Source organism: Ginsengibacter sp. (genome assembly GCF_057362405.1).
Map to the genome: position 1 here is coordinate 1 of NZ_JBMQQG010000154.1, position 17,790 is coordinate 17,790.

General features: G+C 39.3%; 13 protein-coding genes. 5 read left to right on the forward strand and 8 right to left on the reverse strand.

Annotated features, from left to right (window positions below; translation table 11 throughout):
• Both ACO1O5_RS12735 and ACO1O5_RS12740 read left to right on the forward strand, forming a co-directional pair.
• Window positions 1–2,697, forward strand: a 2,697-nt coding sequence (locus ACO1O5_RS12735) for a beta strand repeat-containing protein (RefSeq protein ID WP_486270764.1), incomplete at its 5' end; no start/stop codon positions are given.
• Between the two features lie 9 nt (window positions 2,698–2,706).
• Window positions 2,707–4,194 carry a LamG-like jellyroll fold domain-containing protein gene (locus ACO1O5_RS12740; RefSeq protein WP_486270765.1) on the forward strand — a complete coding sequence of 496 codons (1,488 nt, stop codon included), beginning with the start codon at window positions 2,707–2,709 and terminating at the stop codon, window positions 4,192–4,194.
• A 23-nt stretch (window positions 4,195–4,217) separates the two neighbouring features.
• Here ACO1O5_RS12740 and ACO1O5_RS12745 read toward each other — a convergent pair whose 3' ends face one another.
• From ACO1O5_RS12745 to hutH, 4 genes are all read right to left on the reverse strand, one after another.
• Window positions 4,218–4,982 (reverse strand): ThuA domain-containing protein, encoded by a 765-nt coding sequence (locus ACO1O5_RS12745; RefSeq protein ID WP_486270767.1) that lies wholly within the window; start codon window positions 4,980–4,982, stop codon window positions 4,218–4,220.
• A gap of 69 nt (window positions 4,983–5,051) precedes the next feature.
• Window positions 5,052–6,722, reverse strand: coding sequence for a urocanate hydratase (gene hutU, locus ACO1O5_RS12750; protein WP_486270769.1), 1,671 nt, complete (start codon window positions 6,720–6,722; stop codon window positions 5,052–5,054).
• A gap of 178 nt (window positions 6,723–6,900) precedes the next feature.
• Window positions 6,901–7,308: a GIY-YIG nuclease family protein gene (locus ACO1O5_RS12755; protein ID WP_486270771.1), complete on the reverse strand. Its 408-nt coding sequence runs from the start codon at window positions 7,306–7,308 to the stop codon at window positions 6,901–6,903.
• A gap of 43 nt (window positions 7,309–7,351) precedes the next feature.
• Complete coding sequence (hutH, locus tag ACO1O5_RS12760) at window positions 7,352–8,845, reverse strand: histidine ammonia-lyase (RefSeq protein WP_486270773.1); 1,494 nt, start codon at window positions 8,843–8,845, stop codon at window positions 7,352–7,354.
• Between the two features lie 226 nt (window positions 8,846–9,071).
• Between hutH and ACO1O5_RS12765 the strand changes: the two genes are divergently transcribed.
• Window positions 9,072–10,064, forward strand: coding sequence for a WD40/YVTN/BNR-like repeat-containing protein (locus tag ACO1O5_RS12765; protein ID WP_486270775.1), 993 nt, complete (start codon window positions 9,072–9,074; stop codon window positions 10,062–10,064).
• Between the two features lie 70 nt (window positions 10,065–10,134).
• Here ACO1O5_RS12765 and ACO1O5_RS12770 read toward each other — a convergent pair whose 3' ends face one another.
• The 3 genes from ACO1O5_RS12770 to smc form a co-directional block, all read right to left on the reverse strand.
• The gene (locus ACO1O5_RS12770) at window positions 10,135–10,434 is read right to left on the reverse strand and encodes a HigA family addiction module antitoxin (protein WP_486270776.1); all 300 of its coding nucleotides are present in this window, start codon (window positions 10,432–10,434) and stop codon (window positions 10,135–10,137) included.
• Window positions 10,435–10,445: 11 nt separating this feature from the next.
• Window positions 10,446–10,685, reverse strand: coding sequence for a type II toxin-antitoxin system RelE/ParE family toxin (locus ACO1O5_RS12775; RefSeq protein WP_486270777.1), 240 nt, complete (start codon window positions 10,683–10,685; stop codon window positions 10,446–10,448).
• A gap of 108 nt (window positions 10,686–10,793) precedes the next feature.
• Window positions 10,794–14,333: a chromosome segregation protein SMC gene (gene smc, locus ACO1O5_RS12780; protein WP_486270778.1), complete on the reverse strand. Its 3,540-nt coding sequence runs from the start codon at window positions 14,331–14,333 to the stop codon at window positions 10,794–10,796.
• Window positions 14,334–14,542: 209 nt separating this feature from the next.
• Here smc and ACO1O5_RS12785 point away from each other — a divergent pair, with 209 nt between their 5' ends.
• Both ACO1O5_RS12785 and ACO1O5_RS12790 read left to right on the forward strand, forming a co-directional pair.
• Complete coding sequence (locus tag ACO1O5_RS12785; RefSeq protein WP_486270780.1) at window positions 14,543–15,358, forward strand: universal stress protein; 816 nt, start codon at window positions 14,543–14,545, stop codon at window positions 15,356–15,358.
• Between the two features lie 181 nt (window positions 15,359–15,539).
• Entirely contained in the window at window positions 15,540–16,487 is a 948-nt protein-coding gene (locus tag ACO1O5_RS12790; protein ID WP_486270782.1) for an arginase, read from the forward strand.
• 63 nt (window positions 16,488–16,550) lie between these two features.
• Here ACO1O5_RS12790 and ACO1O5_RS12795 read toward each other — a convergent pair whose 3' ends face one another.
• Window positions 16,551–17,720, reverse strand: a complete 1,170-nt coding sequence (locus ACO1O5_RS12795) for a choice-of-anchor E domain-containing protein (RefSeq protein ID WP_486270784.1) — start codon at window positions 17,718–17,720, stop codon at window positions 16,551–16,553.
• Window positions 17,721–17,790 lie beyond the last annotated feature (70 nt).

Genomic DNA, 17,790 nt, shown 5'->3' on the forward strand with positions numbered 1-17,790 from the left:
AATTTAAATAATGAAACAACAAGAGCAACAAACGCTGAAGGCACTTTAACTACTGACCTTTCAACAGAAGTTACCAGAGCAACAACTGCAGAAGCAACCAAAGAAGATGTTGCTAACAAAAGCACTGACGTTACAACCGATGGTTCTTCCGATACAAAATACCCAAGTGTAAAATCTGTAAAAGATTATGTAGATGCCGCTTCAACTGGAAGTTCAACTGCTTTGGCGAATGAAATTACAAGAGCAACCAATGCTGAAGACACTTTGACTACTCATCTTAATACAGAAGTTACCGATCGTACTAACGGTGATGCCACATTGATCACTAATTTAAATAATGAAACTACCAGGGCAACAAACGCGGAAGGCACTTTAACTACTGACCTTTCAACAGAAGTTACAAGAGCAACCACTGCTGAAGCAACCAAAGAAGATGTTGCCAATAAGAGTACTGATGTTACAAGCGATGGTTCTTCCGATACCAAATACCCAAGTGTAAAATCAGTAAAAGATTATGTGGATGCCGCTTCAACAGGAAGTTCTACTGCTTTAGCAAATGAAATAACAAGGGCTACCAATGCAGAAGATACTATAACTACTCACCTGAATACAGAAGTTACAGATCGAACTAACGGTGATGCTGCAATAACAACTAATTTAAATACTGAAGTAACAAGAGCAACAAACGCTGAAGGAACTTTAACCACTGATCTTTCAACAGAAGTTATAAGAGCAACAACTGCCGAAGCAACCAAAGAAGACGTTGCCAACAAAAGCACAGATATTGCAACCGATGGTTCTTCCGATACCAAATATCCAAGTGTAAAATCGGTAAAGACTTACGTAGATGCTGCTTCAACAGGAAGTTCTACGGCTTTGGCCAATGAAATAATCAACCGTATAAATACAGATGATTCTATTAAAACAAACCTGGCTAATGAAACAACAAGGGCGTCAAACGGTGAGAATACATTAACCACCAATCTGAATACAGAAGTAACAGATCGTACTAACGGAGATGCAACAATAACCACGAATTTAAATAATGAAGTTACAAGAGCAACCAACGTTGAAGGCGCTTTAACCACTGACCTTTCAACAGAAGTTACGAGAGCCACTACTGCCGAAGCAACTAAAGAAGATGTTGCTGATAAAAGTACAGATGTTACAACCGATGGTTCTTCTGATACAAAATACCCGAGCGTAAAATCTGTGAAGGATTATGTAGATGCCGCTTCAACAGGAAGCTCTACAGCTTTGGCTAATGAAATAACAAGAGCAACCAATGCAGAAGATACTTTAACTACTCACCTGAATACAGAAGTTACCGATCGTACTAACGCCGATGCAACAATGACAACCAATTTAAATAATGAAACTACCAGAGCAACAAACGCGGAAGGCACTTTAACTACAGACCTTTCAACAGAAGTTACAAGAGCAACCACTGCCGAAGCAACTAAAGAAGATGTTGCCAATAAGAGCACCGATCTTACAATCGATGGTTCTTCCGATACAAAATACCCCAGCGTAAAATCTGTAAAAGCCTATGTGGACGCCGCTTCAACACGAAGCTCTACTGCTCTGGCAAATGAAATTACAAGAGCAACTAACGCCGAAGACACGTTAACTACTCACCTCAATACAGAGGTTGCTGATCGTACTAACGGCGATGCCACATTGACCACTAATTTAAATAATGAAACTACAAGAGCAACAAACGCTGAAGGCAACAAACTAAACATTGCTGATACAGCTGCGATGCTCGCACCTTACCAAACTAGTATTTCAGTTTCATCTACTTACCTTCCGTTAGCAGGTGGTACATTAAGTGGAGCGCTGACAGGCACATCCGCAACGTTTGGATCAGATATAAAAGTAAATGGACTAAACATCGGGCTAGGCGCCGGGCAAAATGGCCAGAATACTGCAATAGGAAATTCGGCTCTTGGTTCAGGAACGGGTACCCGAAACACTGCGGTGGGTTATGGTGCCATGCAAAATTATAGTGGTAGCTCTTTCGATAATAACACAAGTCTGGGATACTCGAATTTGGTTAGCCTGACGACTGGTAATGCTAATACTTCTGTAGGAGCTGAAGCAATGTTGTCGCTCACAACAGGCGTTCGTAATACAGGTATCGGACAACAGTCTTTAATAAGTTCAATAGGCAATGATAATACCGCTGTAGGTTCATCGGCAGGTGGCTCTGTAACCTCTGGTTCGCAGAACACTTCCATTGGTTCCAATTCAAATGTGTCTTTAGGAACTGTAAACAATGCGACCGCGATAGGTTACGGCGCTGTAGTGAATGCAAGTAATAAAATTCAACTCGGAAATACAAGCGTTACATCTGTAAATACAAACGGCAAACTTACTACCGGTACAGTTACTTATCCAAATACTGATGGCACCAACGGGCAAGCACTTACAACGAACGGTAGCGGAACGGTAGCATGGTCTAATGTTTTGGTAAGAGAAGTTGCTGATGAATTTTCGGCTACGGCATCTCAAACAAGCTTTACCTTAACTCAAACACCATCAGTAAACAGCAAGGTAAAAATGTATATTAATGGCATTAGAATTAGCAATACTGCATATAGTATCACCGGCAGTACGTTAACTTATAACGCGGCTAACAATGGCGCCTATTCGCTAACCGCATCTGACAGAATTCAATTTGATTACTATTATTAATCGTGTAACATGAAACAATTTCTTTTTCTCCTGCTGTCTATTTCTGTTACAAATTTTTTGGTAGCTCAAGGCATTACAAAAAATGGGCAACCAACAAACGCAGCGTCAACTTATGTTAACAAAAATGGTGCGATTGGAATTTCCGGCCTAACTAAGAATGGAGCGCCGTTCTCCCCGATAAATAACGGCGTTACCAACGCACTAGATTTTGATGGAACCAACGATTACGTATCATTGCCGCCGGCAGTTTATTTCAGTGGAGATTTTACAATTGAATGTTGGGTGTATCCTAAAAGTTTTGCGAATTGGGCCAGGATAACTGATTTCGGAAATGGAGCCGGGAGTGATAATGTTTTACTGGCGTACACTTATGGTACTAGTGGCGCACCTGGGTTTTATGTAGAAGGTAACCAGTTCCAGGCAAATCAAACACTCCCACTCAATCAGTGGTCCCACGTTGCTGCCACACTTAGTGGAAATACGGCTACTATTTATATCAATGGCGTTGCGGCAGGCACCTCAACATTTTCAACACCAGTTAATATTGTAAGGAACTACTGCTATATTGGAAAAAGTAATTGGAGTGATCCTTATGCAAATGCAATTTTTGATGAATTGCGCATTTGGAATACTGCGAAAACGCAAGCCGAAATTCAAGCATCAATGAATACAGAACTAACCGGTAACGAATCAGGGTTAGTGGCTTATTATAACTTTAACCAGGGAACGGCCGGTGGCAATAATACCGGTATTACTTCTCTTGCTGACAAAACAAGTAACACCTATACCGGGACGCTGAATAACTTCGCCCTTGGCGGAACTACCAGCAACTGGGTAAATGGCGCTCCACTTATTTATGACGGTACTTCTGCATTAAAAGCCTCCAGCAGCGCTTACGCGATTAAGCAGGCATATCCTTCTTCAGCCGATGGTTATTACTGGATTAAAAATCCAAATATTAATGGAGGAACACCGTTTCAAATTTATGCAGATATGACTACTGACGGTGGCGGTTGGACGCTGATCATGTGCAATGCAAGTAATGCAGGCTGGACTTATGCAAATGCCATTTCGCTCAACACTACTTCGCCAAGTATCAATTCAAATTATTCAATTATCTGCTGGGCAGATTATATTAAGAGAAGCGCAAGTGGCTTTCAATATATGATTGACGCAAACTCCCGAAGAAGCAATGGTGCCATATGGACTGCTAACGGCGCCTACACTTTCCTGAAAGGAGACAACACGCAAACTAATATTACTATCGACACCAAGTTTGGGACCTGGACATATAATGACGGGGGAATTGAACAAATAATGCCATGGTATTCTAATTGCAGTGGCTATATCACAACAAGTAGTTTATGTAGTGGCGGCAGTTGGTGGGGAACTTTGATTTCTCAATCAGGTTGGACGCCCGCTCCATGGATTGCGGCAGGTTGTGGTGTAGAAGGCTGTATGCAAAATCCCGGAATTATCTGGTATTGGGTACGATAACTTCTCTAATTGAAATATCTGCATCATTTCTTTCCGGTGGCAGCCCAAAAAATTCCTGCAAATACATGGTTTAAAAATGCTGGGTCACTAAAGTCTGAAGGCATGTGGCCGAGGGCTGTGTAGAAAGAACGGCCACCATCATAATTGTGGTACCAGGCTATAGGATGAAACTTGCCCATCCCCTCTCCTTTTTTGGTTCCCCAATCTGCTTTTGGATTGTAACTGGATTCATCTACAGCAAGTATATAATTGAGTCCGGTAATTTTTTCCGGGCCAAATTGATACCATTCATCCGTCCGTAATTTTTGTCCTGCAAAACCTTGCAAGCCTGGAAACGATGTGTCAAGTACATTCAATCGTGCAGTCTGAATTACGGGATGAATATGAAACATCCTGCCAACGAGTTTCGTGTACCAGTCCCAGTCATATTCTGTATCGGAGGCACTATGAATACCAACGAATCCTTTACCTGATTCAATAAAACGTTCCATTACTTTCTGCTGTGCCGAATCAAAAATATCACCGGTGGTACATAAAAAGATAACAACCTGGAATTGCTCAAGGTATTTATCGGTAAATCCATTCGGATCTTCCCACAACACCACATCAAAAAAATTCTTTATTCCCATATCCTGTAGGGCTAATACGCCCGCATGAATTGATTCGTGATGCCATCCTCTTGTAGTTGTTACCAACAGCGCTTTAAATTGTTTTTGCTGCGCAGAAGTTGAAACAGAAAATAATGTTTGAAGCATTGCAAGGATTAATATTGTCTTTAATGGTTTCATGTGTTTCGATAAGAATTTATAAAAGTGAGACTATTTATTTGAAATTCAGGATTATTTAGAAATATTATTTCAGGACAACCTTTGCTTAATATCCAATCCAAATTTTCTTGCATAATCTTTTGCAACATCGTATCCCGCATCGGCATGGCGAATCACGCCAAGGCCCGGATCGTTACGTAACACACGGCTAAGCTTAGACGCAGCTTCATCGGTGCCATCTGCAACGATCACCATGCCTGCATGAATGCTGTAACCCATGCCTACTCCACCACCATGGTGGAAACTTACCCAACTGGCACCGCCGGCGGTATTTACCAAAGCATTCAAAACGGGCCAGTCTGCGACGGCATCACTTCCATCAAGCATAGCTTCGGTCTCGCGATTGGGACTTGCAACAGAACCGGTATCTAAGTGATCCCTTCCAATAACAATAGGTGCATTTACTTTTCCGGTTCTCACGAGTTCATTAAAAGCGAGTCCGGCTTTTTCTCTGTCGCCCTGCCCTATCCAGCAAATACGTGCCGGCAATCCCTGGAAGGCGATTTTCTGTTGCGCCATTTTTATCCAGCGGATCATGCCTTCATTTTCCGGAAACAGATTGATCATTATCTCATCTGTAACAGCAATATCATTTGGATCGCCGCTCAATGCTGCCCACCTGAAAGGCCCTTTTCCTTCACAAAACAATGGCCGGATATAAGCAGGAACAAAACCCGGGAAACCAAATGCATTCTTCAACCCCGCTTCGTATGCCCTTGCCCGTAAGTTGTTGCCGTAATCAAAGGTAATAGCTCCACGGTTTTGCAACTCAAGCATCAATTCTACATGTAGCTTCATGCTATCATAAGCAAGAGAAATATATTTTTCGGGATTAGACTCACGGAGAACAGTAGCTGCTTCTGTAGTAAGTGTATGTGGCACGTAGCCGACGAGCGGATCATGAGCAGATGTTTGATCTGTAAGAATATCAACAGGTATATTTCTTTCAATAAGTCTTCCCAACAATTCTACTGCGTTGCAATGCACGCCGATGCTTAGCGCCTTTCCTTCTTCTTTAGCGCGAATGGCCTTATTAATACCTTCTTCTATATTGTCTGCCATTTCATCAAGGTATCTTGTCTCCAGCCGCTTATCTATCCGCCATTTTTCCACTTCAGCGGCCAGGCAGACACCTTCATTCATCGTTACGGAAAGGGGTTGTGCGCCACCCATTCCGCCCAGTCCGGCAGTAACACTCAAGGTGCCTTTCAACGTACCATTAAAATGTTTCTTTGCAACTGCTCCAAATGTCTCATAAGTTCCCTGGACTATTCCCTGGCTTCCGATGTAGATCCATGAACCTGCAGTCATTTGACCAAACATCATCAATCCTTTTTTTTCCAGTTCATCAAAGTGTTCCCAGGTTGCCCATTTTGGAACCAGTTGTGAATTTGAAATCAGAATACGGGGAGCATTGCTATGTGTTTTCATAATGCCAACCGGCTTACCACTTTGTATTAAAAGTGATTCATCGTTTTCCAAATCTCTCAATGCTTTTATAATAAGATCAAGGCTTTCAAAATTTCTGGCTGCTTTGCCACGGCCGCCATAGACAATTAATTCATCCGGCTTTTCAGCAACATCTGGATTTAAATTGTTTAATAACATTCGCAAGGCAGCTTCCTGTACCCAGCCTTTACAACTTAGTTGAGTGCCAGTTGGGGTTTTATATTTTACTGGATCGTATGTTGACTGAACCATTTTATTTCATTTAGGAATTTATACATTAATGTTTGATGTTTCTACTGGCGATGCTTCGACAAGCTCAGCATGACAATTCTAAATATGGCGAAAGAAGAGGCATCTATCCAGCAAAATTAAAAACGTTGACGGCTAATTCGTAAGCTACTAAACTCCTCTTTCAAAGTCACCTACTTTGTCACCCTGAGCTTGTCGAAGGGCCACTTGCAGAAACTTTCTGCTTTGTTTTTGACAATCTTATTAGTTCATTCCAGTCTTCAATAAACAACGCTTCTTTCTTTTTTCTTGACCAAACTTTTAATTGTTTCTCTCGCAAAATTGTTTGTTTAACATCATGAGTTGTTTCATAGTATTTTAATTTCACGGGTCGTCTTGAATAAGTGTAACATTCAATGTTAAAACCCGTGTTATGTTCCCATAATCTTCTATCCAGATCATTGGTAACGCCCACATAATAAGAACCATCGCGGCATTCAACAATATAAACTGAATAATTGTGGGACAACTTCACATTATTATTTTTTGCTGTTGCGACGCTTACACCGACGAGGCCTCCCTTCGTTCCCCAGGGTAAACTGCTCAGCATGACAATCTCTAAATAATAAAAAGTAAAGAATCATGCTACCTTCTTACAACTCATAACTCCTGATAAAATCAACCGCTTCCAACATATCATCATGTAAAAATCGATCAGCCACATTAAAGGAAATTTTTTCACGAAATACAGTAATGATTTCTTCAAGTACCAGGGACGATTTCATCGGTCTTCTATATTCCATCGCCTGCACTGCCGATAATAGTTCTATCGCTAAAACCTTTTCAACGTTGTCGACTACACGCAAACATTTCGTGGCCGCATTGGCTCCCATGCTTACATGATCTTCCTGGTTGTTAGATGATGAAATAGAATCAACAGAAGCTGGTGTACACAATTGTTTATTCTCACTCACAATACCGGCAGCCGTATATTGCGGTATCATTAACCCGGAATTAAGCCCCGGATTTTTCACGAGGAATAAAGGCAGATTTCTTTGCCCGCTTAACAATTGATAAATTCGCCTTTCCGAAATATTGGCAAGCTCACTCATTGCAATCGCCAAATAATCCAAACCTAACGCCAATGGCTGCCCGTGAAAATTTCCGCCGCTTAATATTAAATCTTCATCTGGAAAAATATTTGGATTATCAGTTACAGAATTTATTTCCTTTAAAAAGGTATTCAGTATAAAATTAAAAGTATCGTGCGTTGCACCATGAACTTGTGGTATACAACGGAACGAATAGGGATCCTGCGATTTTGTTTTTTGATGGGCTGCTATTTCACTTCCTTCTAATAATTTTCTTATGTTGGCAGCAACTGATACCTGGCCGATATGATCACGGATCGAATGCAACCTTTCATTTAATGAATCAATATTTCCATCAAATGCATCGAGAGAAATCGCAGCAATAACATCTGCCCATTGCAATAATTTTTCCGATTTTATAAGACTGCACATTCCATAGGCGCTCATAAATTGCGTGCCGTTGATAAGAGCCAACCCTTCTTTACTTTGAAGTTCAATTGGCTGCCACCCAAATTTTTCCAAAGCTACCGTGGCACTCATTTTTTCTCCCTTGCATCTCACTTCGCCCGCACCTATTAAAGGAACGCACAGATGACTTAACGGAGCTAAATCTCCCGAAGCGCCGAGTGATCCCTGGGTGTAAATTACCGGCAGCACATCGTTGTTATGCATATCCATCAATCGTTTTACTACTTCAATACCGATGCCGGAATATCCATAGCTCAACGATTTTATTTTAAGCATCATCATTAATTTTACGATTTCTTCAGGCACTTCCTCTCCCATGCCGCATGCGTGGGAAAGCAATAAATTATTCTGTAAAGTGCGTAGTTGTTTTTTGTCTATCTGTACATTTTGCAAAAAACCAAAGCCGGTATTAATCCCATAAAAAAGCTCATCAGACTCTTCCAGTTTTTTATCAAGGTATACCCTGCATTTCAAAACGGCTTCGTGAGCTGCAAAAGTTATTGAAACCATTTGTTTGTACTTGAGAAAATATTTTACCTGTTGAAAAGTAAGTTCACTCTTATCAAGCGGGAGATAATTATAGCTCATGGCTCAAATGTAATTAAGCGGTGCGAATTAAGAAATTTATTTTGTTTACCAGCATTAGTTCTTTGGGCATCCCAGTTGTGTCACTCACTTGTACTGTTAGCTCATTAAGCATCTGGATGCCAGGGATCGCAAAAGACGCTAAGTTGCCGCACGGAATGCTAAGAAAAAACTTTATGCTCTTTGCGTTTTTCTTTGCGTTCTTTGCGATACTAATTCAAAGATTATTATGAGATGTATTTTTGTTTTCCTGGCACTCATTTGCATTACCGCCCAGGCGCAGGAAATAAAAATTGTAAACACAGGTACAAATACTTCTATTAGAGGATTGAGTGTTGTAAACGATAAAATAATTTGGGCAAGTGGCAGTAATGGAATGATTGGAAAATCAATTGACAGCGGTAACACCTGGAAATGGATACAGGTGCAAGGTTTTGAAAAAACAGACTTTAGAGATATTGAAGCCTTCGATGAAAACATTGCCGTAATAATGGGTGTTGATTCGCCAGCTTATATTTTAAGAACCATTGATGGCGGCCAAACATGGAAGCTCGTTTATGAAAATAAAACTAAAGGAATGTTTCTCGATGCCATGGAATTCTGGAATGAACAAAGCGGCATTGTTATAGGCGATCCCATTAATGGGAAGTTTTTTATTGCAAGAACTTTTAATGGTGGCAATACCTGGCAAACGATTCCTGAAGATAAATACCCGGTTGCGGACAGCGGCGAAGCCTGTTTTGCTGCGAGCGGAACCAACATAAGAAAGTTCGGAAACGATGCCTCATGCTTCGTAACCGGAGGTTTGCATTCACGATTATTTATAAAAGATAAAATAATTGATCTCCCCATATTACAAGGAAGAGAAACCGCTGGCGCAAATTCTATTGCAATAAAAAGTAAAAAAACCTTCATTGTTGTTGGTGGCGATTTTAATACACCGGATTCAACTTTTAAGAATTGTGTTGTCAGCAACGATGCTGGCAAATCCTGGGTTTATCCAAAAGACCCGCCGCATGGTTACAGAAGTTGCGTGGAATATCTTCATAAAAAACAATGGATCACCTGCGGGATTAACGGAGTTGACATTTCTAACGATGACGGGCACACGTGGAAATGGATTTCCAAAGAAAGCTTTAATGTTTGTAGAAAAGCGAAGGATGGAAAGAGTGCTTTTTTTGCAGGTGGGAAAGGGAATATTGCAAAGTTGATGCGCTTCTGAATTTCTCTAAAGGAGAGATTTCCGAAACTTCATGCAAATGGGAAGTAATTCTTTCGTCACCTGAATTATATCAGGCAACTTTCTCTTTGAATGTCTTAATTGACTTTATGGATGAGCCTTTCACGAACAGTTGTTCTTCAATATCAAAATCATCCTGTAAACCCAGCCAAAATTTTGCAGAATTGCCAAAGTATTTACTTAACCTCAAAGCGGTGTCAGCAGTAATTCTGCGGTTGCCTTTGATAATTTGAGAAACTCTTGTTTGAGGAATTTCAATATCCTTAGCCAATTTATAAGCAGAAATATTTAATGGAGTTAAAAATTCTTCTAGTAAAATTTCACCTGGGTGGATATTTTTAATTTTTGTCATGTTATAAAGTATTAATGATAGTCAATAATTTCTACAGCAAAGGCATTGCCTGACTTCCACATAAAGATAATTCGCCATTGATCATTAACACGAATGCTGTAAAAGTCTTTCATTTTACCGGATAATTTTTCCAATCTGTTCGATGGAGGTACCCGCAAATCTGTCAAATCTATTGAGTTATTTAGCATTCTGAGTTTTCGCTTTCCAATAGTTTGGATTTCATTTGGTAATTTTTTTAACCCTCTTACCATTCCAAATTTCTTGAGTCTCGGAATTACCAAAAGACATTATCATACAGACGCAATTGATCACTAACGCTAAAGTAAGTATTTGAGTTTGGATTGAAATGAAACAAATATCTAATTCCCCAACTGATGTTCCAACCCTCTGAAATCAACAGGAACAAGACGGCTAACGCCCGCCTCCTGCATGGTAACTCCGTAAATAACATCGACAGAAGCCATTGTCATTTTGTTATGTGTCACAATAATGAACTGGGATTCTTTACTGAACTTACGAATCATTTGGGTGAACTTACCCACGTTCGCATCATCAAGGGGAGCATCCACTTCATCCAAAATACAAAACGGCGCAGGTTTAATAAGATAGATGGCAAAAAGAAGTGCAATTGCGGTAAGGGTTTTTTCTCCACCGCTTAATTGGGTAATACTGGTTGGTCGTTTGCCTTTTGGTTTAGCGACTATATCAATCGCTGTCTCAGCTAGATTTTCGGGATTTTCCAAAACCATATCCGCCGTATCATCTTCAGTAAACAAAGCCTGGAAAACGTTTTGGAAATTCTCTCTTACCTTATTAAATGTTTCGAGAAAAAGTTTGTTGGCTGTTATTTCAACTTCCTGTATTGTTTGCATAAGCGAATCTTTTGCATTTACCAGGTCATTCTTCTGTTCTACAATAAATTCATAACGTTTTTTCATTTCGGTAAAAGCCTCAATTGCGGTTGGATTTATTTCGCCCATATTTTCAAGGCGCTTTTTCATGCGATCACTCTTCTCCTGTAAATCTTCAAGCGGCGTCTCTGTCGTTCTTTCTTCATCCAAAATGGCATCAAGATCAACTCTGAATTCTACATGCAGCCTTTCTTTCATACCGGCGAGATGCAATTTCAATTCGTTCAGTTTATCCTTTATCTCATTGAGCAAATAATCAGTTTGTTCCTTTGCCTTTTGTTTGTGACGTAATTCACTTTCTTTTTCGTTCAGCTCATTTCTTAGATTATAATATGCCTGGTCAGCTTCGTTGAGTTTCTTTTCTTCTGCCTCTTTATTTTTTAATAATGAAATAACAGCTTCTTCATGTTGTTTTAACTCGTCGCCGGTAATGGCAATATTTTCACTGGCTTCTTTCAACTGAAGGTTGCTTGATTCACGCTGCGCAGATAAATCGTTAAACTGGTTGGTCTTAAATACCAGTTCCTGCTGCAATGAATTTAATTTATTTTGCTGCCTTGCAAGCAACAGGTTATTCTCGTTGTACAAGCCGTTTATCGCATTGAATTCATTTTCCGCATTCATAAATTCTTCCGCCGCAATTTTCATTGTCGCATCTAATTTTTCAACTTCGCCCGTGAGCGATTCCAGCAACAATCTCGTTTCATTTATAGCCAGGTGATTTTGTTCCAACTGGCTGCTCAATTCCTCCGAACGTCTGGCAGCCAATGAGTATTGATGCGTTAGGTTTTCCATTTTATTCTGGATGGAAAACGAAGTATTAATTAATTCATTTATAATTTGTTGTGTTTGTTGTATAGTATTTTCTTTTAGTTGTTCGTTGAAGGCAATTACCTCATTGGATTTTTGATTTATTATCGCTTTTAGCGCCGTAACTTTTTGCTGCTGAATCGTTATTTTCTCTGCCAGTTTTTCCAGGTTTTTTGCCCGACCAATTTTCTTTCCTTCAAACAGTCCCACACTTCCGCCAGTGAGGGAATATTTTCCTTTCACATATTTGCCATTCTTTTCGAGTACCACATGACCGTTAGCATTTTGCAAGGCTTCTTCATTTTCGGCTATAAAAACATTTCCCAAAAGATAGTTAGCAAGATGTTTATATTTTTCATCTACCTCAACAACCGACATTGCCGGAATTGCTCCCTCAAATGCCCGGTGTTGACTGTTTGACTCATATGCATTCAACTTATCTAAAAGGAAAAAATTGGCCTTCCCCTTTTTATTATTATCCAACAAATGAACCGCTGTCAACCCTTCATTAATATCTTCTACCACATAATAATTCAGGTAAGGCTCCAGCACATTTTCAAGTGCAGTTCGAAATTCTTCTTTCACATAAATTATATCGCTTAGAATAGGCGCCGTATAATTCCATCCCTTATTGTTATGCAGGAATTTTACACTTTCAGGGTAGCCTTCCATTGTATCGATAAGGCTTTTGAGAAGATCGTGTTCATTTTGCCTTGCATCGAGCGTGCGATTTTCTTCTGCAAGTTCGCTCCTCAGTTTTTCAAGCGCAGCCTGCGTTTCAAGAATTTGTTCTTTTGTAAAAGCGTTGTGTTGTTTTAATTGCTCCAGGGTAGCCTTTTTCTCATCGAGCTCATTTTCTTTTTGCTTTTTTTCTACTTCCAGTTTCTCCAGCATTTCCTTTCGCTGATTTTGTTCTTCGTCCGTCTGGGCAATTGTTCGCTGCAGGTTATTTATAGTAGTATCTGCAACAGCAACTTTCTTCTCGGCATCAAAATAATTTCGCTGCAAACTCATTTGCGATTGCCGCAATCTGTCTACAGTTGTTCGTTTGTCATCAAACACATTGCGCTTTTCCTCTGCATTTAGTTTCAGCAATTCGAGTTCCTGTTTTTGTTCACCTAGTTTTATTTCTTCATCAACAATCTGTTGTTTTGTAAAAACAATACTTTCTTCAATTCCTTCCAATTGCCCTTCCGCTTTTTCCAAAAAATCTTTGAGGTTGGTTTCTCTCTCCTGCAGGTATTGTAATCTTTGCGAACTAAGATTTTTTTGATTTTCCCTTTCACGAACAGTGTTATTCAATTCATTGAAAGCATGCTGCTGCTGTTGCAATATTTTCTCCTTCTCAATAAAATCGGCTTTCTCTTTTTCGAGTGAAGCTTCCTGTGTTGCAATCTCTGCTTCCAGTTGAATTTTTTTATCGGTTTCAGTTTTCTGCTGTTCGTTTAAACCCTTATAGGTTATATTAAAACCTTCCAGCGCTGCTTTTGCGAGCTCTATGCTTATTTCGCGGTAATCTTTTTTTATTTCGTAATATTTCTCCGCTTTCTTCGCCTGGCTTTCTAATGTTTTTAATTGATTATTGATTTCGAAAAGAAGATCTTCAATACGGGCCAGATCCTGTTCTGTAGCGTCCAGTTTTAATTTAGCCTCACGCTTTCTTGTTTTATAGATAGAAATGCCGGCTGCCTGTTCAAGCATCCTGCGACGGCTGTTCTCTTTATCTTTAATAATATCATCCACCATTCCCAGTTCAATAATTGCATAGCTATCGGTACTTACGCCGGTGTCCATAAAGAGATTATGAATATCTTTCAGGCGGCAGCTAACATCGTTCAGGCGGTACTCACTTTCACCGTTCTTATAATATTTGCGGGTAATCGTTACCGTATTAAATTCCGTGGGTAGTAAATTACGTGTATTATCAAATGTTAGGCTCACTTCAGCAAGGCCGCTGGCGCTACGTGTTTTGGAACCGTTAAATACCAGGCTCTCGAGGTTTTCGCTACGGAGCTGGCTGATCTTTTGCTCTCCAATTACCCAGCGTATACTGTCAACGATATTGCTTTTACCGCAGCCATTTGGGCCAATAACACCGGTAATTCCTTCATCAAAGTTGAGTGTGGTTTTGTCAGCAAAACTTTTAAAACCTTTAATTTCAAGACTCTTTAATCTCACAGTATCTTTTTTTTAACCCGCCACAAAGACGGTTTGGGCAGGCTCGCAAATATATTGGTTCTCGTATAAAGAAGTGTTAGTTGTGCTGATTTGGCTTTTATAATTATACACAGATTTTTCACAGCTTGATTTTTAAGATTTCAAATGATTTTTTTGTTATGCACTTTTTTAGACAGCTTTTTATTTACATTTACAAAAAACAATCTCACATGAAAACATTTTTAGTTCCTGTTGATTTTTCTTCTACTTCAGAAAACGCTGCTAAATATGCGATTGATCTTACAAAAGATGCTCCGGGGGTTGAAATTATTTTGTACCACGTGTACAGCAGCATCAGTTTCGCAACCCTGACCGATAAGGATGAAGGTTCCAGAAAGAAAGTGACGGATGCCGAATTAACAGCTTTAGGAAACAAATTGAATTCATTTGATAATCAAACAATTAAAGTTGAATCAGAAGAAGGTTCGTTTATTGATAATATCTCTAAATATGTATTAAGTAATCATGTTGATATGGTGATTATGGGAATCACAGGGAGTTCAAGAATTTCGCAGGTATTTATGGGTACCAATACACTTAATGTGATAAGACATATTAGTACTCCTGTTATGATTATTCCGCCAGATGCGAAATTTGCCGGTATTAAAAATATGCTTTTTGTGTCCGATTTTAAAGATGTTGCCCGTACAACTCCTTTCTCTTCGCTCAAAAATGTATTGGATTTTTTCAAACCAAAATTGAAGGTGCTTAACGTTGATAGCGACCACTATATAGAGCTGACCGATGAATTTAAAATTGAAAAGGAAACAATGGAAGAAAAACTTAATGGATATAACCCCGAATTTTCTTTTTTGAGGGCCTACGATTTTTTAGAGGGTATAAATGAGTTTGCTAATGCAAAAGAAATTGATGCGATTATTACCGTTCCGAAAAAGCATGGATTTATCAGCCAGCTCTTTAAGACAAGTCATACCAAGAAACTTGCCTACCATAGCGACTTACCTACGATTGCAATTTCTCAATAAATTGCTGAACCATAATTAAGGTCATTTATCGGGATGAACGATACATAGAATCACTTAATATGCTGGCCTTTTTTTAAGGCCATTTTCGTCAGCAGTCTGCTCTGGCAGGCAATGGTTGAAACGTCTTGCTAAACTTGATTTTTAAAATTGAAAAATTGAAGACCGAAGCCAAAAATAATGTATGAAGAATATCAAACTTATTGAAGTGCCGAGTGAAATTGGGGCAGGCACCCGTGGCGCCAGTCTTGGAATCGACGCGATAAAAATAGCGGCGCTTGATTTTATGAGCAATTTCTTTGTTCACTTTCCTTCAGAAAAAATTGAGACAGAAAATAATTTACTTTTTGAACCTATACAATCTCCTTACGCCAAAAGAATGAATGGTGTATTGATTATGTGCGAAAGAGTATCGAAGTCTGTAAAAGAAACTATTAAGAATAATTTTTTCCCGGTAGTATTAAGTGGTGATCACAGTACTGCTGCAGGAACGATTGCAGGAATCAAAATTGCAAAACCTGCCAGTCGATTAGGTGTAATATGGATTGATGCCCACGCTGACCTCCACACACCTTATACGACGCCTTCGGGAAATATGCATGGAATGCCGCTGTCGGCATCAATTGGCGAAGACAATGAAGAAAGCAAAGTTCATGATCCGGATGAAAAAACTAAAAAGCAATGGGACCAATTAAAAAATTTAGGAAAGACCTGCCCCAAAGTTTTGCCGGAAGATGTTGTTTTTATTTCTTTACGCGATTATGAGAAGGAAGAGAAACACTTGATTGAAAAATACGGAATGAAGGTGATCACCACCGCCCAACTAAGACGGAAAGGCCCGGAAAATGTGGTTAGAGCGGCTTTGAGATATCTCACAGAATGCACGGATATTTTTGTAAGCTTTGACGTGGATTGCCTGGATTCGTCGATAACAAAAGGTACCGGAACGCCAGTAAGCAACGGGCTTAAAGAAAGAGAAGCCGAAGATCTTGTAAGTAAATTTATGCAGAACCGCAAAATTTGTTGCTTTGAAATAACGGAAGTAAATCCAACTCTCGACAAGGAAAATTTGATGGCCGAAATTGCTTTTAATATTTTGCAGCGCAGCGTTAATGTGCTAATGATGAATTAATACTCTTATAAAGAATTAATCAAAAACGCAGTAAATTATTACAATCTTTTCAACTGATATCATTTACATAATCTTCAACCTTTCCACCTGTTCTGTATTGTTTTTCAAATCTTTTACTTTAAGAAAATAAATACCGGCTGCCGGCTTTTTGGGCCATTCAATATTTAATGCTCCATTCTGAGTGAAAGAGTACTTCTTCCTAAAATTTGATTGGCCATAACTATTAATTAATTCTACCTCGTATTCACCACCAGCGCTATTTGAAAATTGAAGATGGATGCCCGTAATTGATGGGTTGGGATACAACGAATATTTTGTGTTATTGTACTTATTAATAGAAACAGTGCGGATTTCAGAATATAAGATTTGGCCATCCTTATTAGTTCGCTTAATTCTGAATAATAAATTTCCCATGAAATTTTTATCCGGAGTATAAAGCAATTTATAACTGGAAGGACTACCCGAAGTTGTAGCAATTCCTTCACCCAAATTTTTGAATTCCTTCCCATCTCCACTCATTTCAATTTCATATTTATCTCCCGGAGCCCGGCCGTTACCCTTCCATTGTAAAATAACAGAGTTATCCAAAAGTGAGGCTGTAAAATTGGTTAAATGTGTTTCTAAAACCAACGAAGGACACCAGTAGTAGACAAGGGTGACATTTAACCTGGTATAAGCTCTCAGGGTAAAAATAGCATTATCACTGCCCGTTAAAATGGTAAAAGTGCTGGTATTTAAATAATTAAAATCGACAGTTCCTGTGCCATAAAATGCTGAGTTTGATGAGCCATATTTTGTATACGCTTGTTTATTGAATACGGTATCCGGGCCTATATCCACATTGTCACCTGCGGAATCTATCGGTGAAAGTGTATAAGGTCCAAAATCTTTTGGAGTTGATGTAACAGAGCTAAAAAAACTTCCTGGCCCGGTGAACTGCGACCTTCTGAAAGTTTCAAAATTGTAAACAGTTGTATCGGGAAGATTGTTTTGCAAATTGTAACTAACAATGGTGGAAACTGTGTCGCTAAGTTTGTAGCAGGTTAATGTTCCAATTGCGGGATCAAATTGTGGAAACGAAATGGTTGTGTTTGTAGTTACGATAGAATCGAAATATTGGCTATAAGATAATGAATCAGGTGTTGATCCATCGGCACAGGTACATTGTGCAGCACTTCTTTGCAGAAAAAATGAAATTGCCAGAAATGTAATCAATGTGTATAATTTTTTCATAGGTAACAGATTTTGAAGTCATGAGAATTATTGGTTTAGCAACTCTAAAAATATAAATTGTAAGCTTGCC

Excerpts from the sequence above, each read along its gene's own strand:
- ACO1O5_RS12745 (WP_486270767.1), bottom strand. The coding sequence starts at position 4,982 with ATGAAACCATTAAAGACAATATTAATCCTTGCAATGCTTCAAACATTA.
- ACO1O5_RS12785 (WP_486270780.1), top strand. The coding sequence starts at position 14,543 with ATGAAAACATTTTTAGTTCCTGTTGATTTTTCTTCTACTTCAGAAAAC.
- ACO1O5_RS12795 (WP_486270784.1), bottom strand. The coding sequence starts at position 17,720 with ATGAAAAAATTATACACATTGATTACATTTCTGGCAATTTCATTTTTT.
- ACO1O5_RS12775 (WP_486270777.1), bottom strand. The coding sequence starts at position 10,685 with ATGGTAAGAGGGTTAAAAAAATTACCAAATGAAATCCAAACTATTGGA.
- ACO1O5_RS12790 (WP_486270782.1), top strand. The coding sequence starts at position 15,540 with ATGAAGAATATCAAACTTATTGAAGTGCCGAGTGAAATTGGGGCAGGC.
- ACO1O5_RS12770 (WP_486270776.1), bottom strand. The coding sequence starts at position 10,434 with ATGACAAAAATTAAAAATATCCACCCAGGTGAAATTTTACTAGAAGAA.
- hutH (WP_486270773.1), bottom strand. The coding sequence starts at position 8,845 with ATGAGCTATAATTATCTCCCGCTTGATAAGAGTGAACTTACTTTTCAA.
- ACO1O5_RS12765 (WP_486270775.1), top strand. The coding sequence starts at position 9,072 with ATGAGATGTATTTTTGTTTTCCTGGCACTCATTTGCATTACCGCCCAG.
- hutU (WP_486270769.1), bottom strand. The coding sequence starts at position 6,722 with ATGGTTCAGTCAACATACGATCCAGTAAAATATAAAACCCCAACTGGC.
- ACO1O5_RS12740 (WP_486270765.1), top strand. The coding sequence starts at position 2,707 with ATGAAACAATTTCTTTTTCTCCTGCTGTCTATTTCTGTTACAAATTTT.
- ACO1O5_RS12755 (WP_486270771.1), bottom strand. The coding sequence starts at position 7,308 with ATGCTGAGCAGTTTACCCTGGGGAACGAAGGGAGGCCTCGTCGGTGTA.